This window comes from Lishizhenia sp., assembly GCF_057456495.1.
In genome coordinates this window covers 1-3425 of record NZ_JBVCPV010000250.1, presented here as the reverse complement: position 1 = coordinate 3425, position 3425 = coordinate 1, and the positions used below count along the sequence as shown (strand labels likewise).

The 3425-nt window shown below is 38.3% G+C and carries 4 protein-coding genes; all 4 read right to left on the bottom strand.

Annotated features, from left to right (window positions below; genetic code table 11):
- The coding region (locus AC22ZQ_RS13495) for a trans-sulfuration enzyme family protein (RefSeq protein WP_318959291.1) at positions 1-921 on the bottom strand (921 nt) is incomplete at its 3' end.
- Positions 918-1334 (bottom strand): OsmC family protein, encoded by a 417-nt coding sequence (locus tag AC22ZQ_RS13490; RefSeq protein ID WP_318959290.1) that lies wholly within the window; start codon positions 1332-1334, stop codon positions 918-920. The genes AC22ZQ_RS13490 and AC22ZQ_RS13495, both read right to left, overlap by 4 nt.
- Before the next feature lies 1 nt (position 1335).
- Entirely contained in the window at positions 1336-2565 is a 1230-nt protein-coding gene (locus AC22ZQ_RS13485; RefSeq protein WP_318959289.1) for a homoserine dehydrogenase, read from the bottom strand.
- Positions 2562-3425, bottom strand: an 864-nt coding sequence (locus AC22ZQ_RS13480) for an alpha/beta fold hydrolase (protein ID WP_318959288.1), incomplete at its 5' end; no start/stop codon positions are given. The genes AC22ZQ_RS13485 and AC22ZQ_RS13480, both read right to left, overlap by 4 nt.

Here is a 3425-nt window from a genome sequence, read left to right as displayed (position 1 = left end):
TTCAAAACTCACTATACCTCCTCCAAACTTCATTTGCTTTTTGGCCAAAGCATACTGTGGATGGGTTCTAAAATGTGGATACTTTAAACTTTCAACCGCCGGATGAACAGCTAATCGTTCCGCTAAGATTAAGGCATTCGACGAGTGTTTTTCTATACGCAAGGCCAGCGTTTCTAAAGACTTACTTAAAATCCACGCGTTAAAAGGACTCAAACACGGGCCTGTATGTCGCGCAAATCCTTCCACTTTTTCAATGATTTCCTGCGTAGATAAAATCACCCCTCCCATCGTTCTACCTTGACCATCTATCCACTTGGTAGCCGAATGAATAACGACATCTGCTCCAAACTCAACAGGTTTTTGAAGTATCGGAGTTGCAAAGCAATTATCTACCACTAAAAGAAGTCCATACTTTTTACAAATCCCACCCAAGTATTCTAAATCCACAATATCTAACCCAGGGTTGGAAGGCGTTTCCACATAAATCAATTTGGTAGTGGGTAAAATTGCACGTTCAAAACCAGCATAATCTTGACTACCTACATAACTTGTATGAATTCCCCACTTGGGTAAAATCTCCGTAAACAATTTGTGTGTACTTCCAAAAATGGCACTGCAGCTCACCACATGATCACCTTTTTCTAGTAAAGCTCCCAAAGTAGAAAAAACGGCAGCCATGCCAGAAGCTGTAGCAAAACCTGCTTCTGTTTTTTCGAGTTGACACATTTTATGGATAAACTCACTTACTGTAGGGTTAGAGTAACGCGAATAAATATTTCCCTCTTGTTCATCGGCGAACAACGCTCGCATGTGTTCCGCATTTTCAAAGGCGTAACTACTGGTTAAAAACAAGGGCGTACTGTGCTCTCCAAAAAGAGACTTCTCATTTTGTAAACGTATGGCCAAAGTTTCGTCTCTCATGTTTTCAAGCGTATTTTGGTTTCAATTTTCACTTCGTCTTTTATCATGTGCCTTACAGAACAGTACTTATTAATACTCAAGTTCACAGCTTTTGCAACCTTAACCAAGTGCTCCTCTTCTCCAATTACAAACTCCAGAATTATTTCCTTAAAAATCGCAGGTACTTTATTCTTCACACGCTCTGCTGTTATGTTCACTTCAAAATAATCTAAATAAACACGTTGTTTATTTAAAATGTGCAGGGTATCTATACTTGTGCATAACGCTAAACTTGAAGCAAACATTTCCATAGGTCGCAAACCATCGTCACTTCCACCTACGGCCAAACTTGCCGTTGATCTTCCTGCTAAACCTCCTTCTTTATAAATATTGAAGTCTATTTTTTCTTGATCTTTTACTAAGGATAATTTCATTTCATGCATAATTTAGGGCTTCTGCTTTCGGTAACGAAACCAGTTCTACTTCATTTTCGGGTAATACAGCAACAAATAAATCTGCTGCCGCATTTAAATTTAAGGGAAGTAAATCTTCAAACCTAATCCACCCTGTTTTATAGTAGTAGGCAGCACTTTGGTAATTTTCTTCAACTTCCAAGAAAGGCAGTCTTTCTATACGTTGAGCATCTGTTGCGCCTATATAAACCTTCACTTTAAAATTTTGGGTTAAACTTAAATCGGTTAACACATTCGATTTTTTGTATTCATATTGGTAATCATAAAGCAAGGCTGAAATATCACTCAACACCGCGCTCGCTGTGGGCAAACTTCCCGCACCTTGTCCTTTAAACAGTTGTTCATCTGAGAAAAGTCCTTCTACGGTTACCCCATTCAAAGCATTATCTATAGCGTAACAATTGTGATTAGCAGGTATAAAATGAGGTGCTACATAGGCTAAAAGTTTGTCATTCAACTTTACTGCTTTGGCCAAAAGTTTAACTTTCAAACCTTTCTCTTTTGCATATACTACATCCCTGGGTTTAATATGTCTGATTCCATAATTAAATACATCCTGCGGTTGTAAGGTCAGTCCAAAGGCATGTTTCACCAAAATGCAGAGTTTAAACTTGGCATCAAAAGCATCCACGTCTAAGGTAGGATCAGATTCTGCATACCCAAGATCACTTGCTTCTTGTAAAGCTTCATCATAGGTTTTTCCAGCATCTGTTTGGGTAAGGATATAATTCGATGTTCCATTAAAAACACCTTCTAAACGAGAGAGAACATCTGAAGTGTAATACTCTTCTATGTTTCTAATTACTGGAATACTGGCACAAACTGCCGCTTCATACAAAAAGGATACACCATTGGCTTTGGCAAGAGTTATCAATTCATCCAAATGCTCGGCAATTAACTTTTTATTGGCACTTACCACATGCTTTTTCTTGCGTAATGCTTCTGTAACAATATCATAGGCAGCGTCAGCATCATCAATCAACTCTACCACCAAATTAATGCTGGGATTCTCTAAAATCTCTGCTTTATTAAAACCATACAATGCAGGTGCAATACTTCTCGACTTGGTTTTATCTTTAACTACGATACGCGCTATGTTTGCTTTTACTTGTTGGGTTTCGTGTAACACCTTATACAACCCGCTACCTACACATCCAAATCCGAATAATCCTATATTTAATTTTGTACTCATACTGCTAGCTTCTTAAATTTTGTAATCTTGTTTCTGTTAAAATTGTTGTTGATGTAATCATCCAAGTATTCTATGAGCTGCTCTTTTTCAATAAGAAAGCCATCGTGTCCGTAGTTTGACGCTATAATACCCAACTGCGCATTAGAAATATTTTCTGCTAAAAACACTTGTTCTTCTTTTGGGAATAGTCCATCACTGCTCACTCCTAAAATCAAACAAGGATTTTGAATAACATCTAGGGCTCGTTTTAATCCACCGCGATTCCTTCCAAGATTATGGGCATCCATACTTTTGGTTATCGCGTAATAACTAAAGGCATCAAAACGCAGCGCAAATTTCACACCTTGGAACTGTTGGTAGCTGGCAGCTTTAAACTTTCGGAGTTCTCCGTTAAAGTTTTCTTCCTGTGTTTGGTTGTACAAAATACCGGTGCGGTAACTCAACAATGCAATAGACCTTGCCGCTACTAAACCCGTTTTACCTCCCAATAAACTTTTGCGATAAAAACTCCCATCACTTTCTATGGCCAAACGTTGTGACTCGTTATAGGCAATTCCAGATGGAGAATGTTTAGCATTGGTAGCTATAAAAATGGAAGATTCAAAGACATTGCTATTGAGAACATTCCATTCCAAAGCAATTTGACCTCCATAAGATGTACCGATGAGGTGCTTTATTTTCTTAATTCCAAGGTGTATTCTTAGTTGATCAAATGCTCGTGCTGTATCTCTTGTTGTAACTAAGGGAAAACTTCTATAGTAGCGTTCTTTGTTACGCTGGAAGGACAAGGGATGGGTAGATCCATACGGTGACCCTATATTATTTGCACAGACCACAAAGTACTTGTTGGTATCAATCAC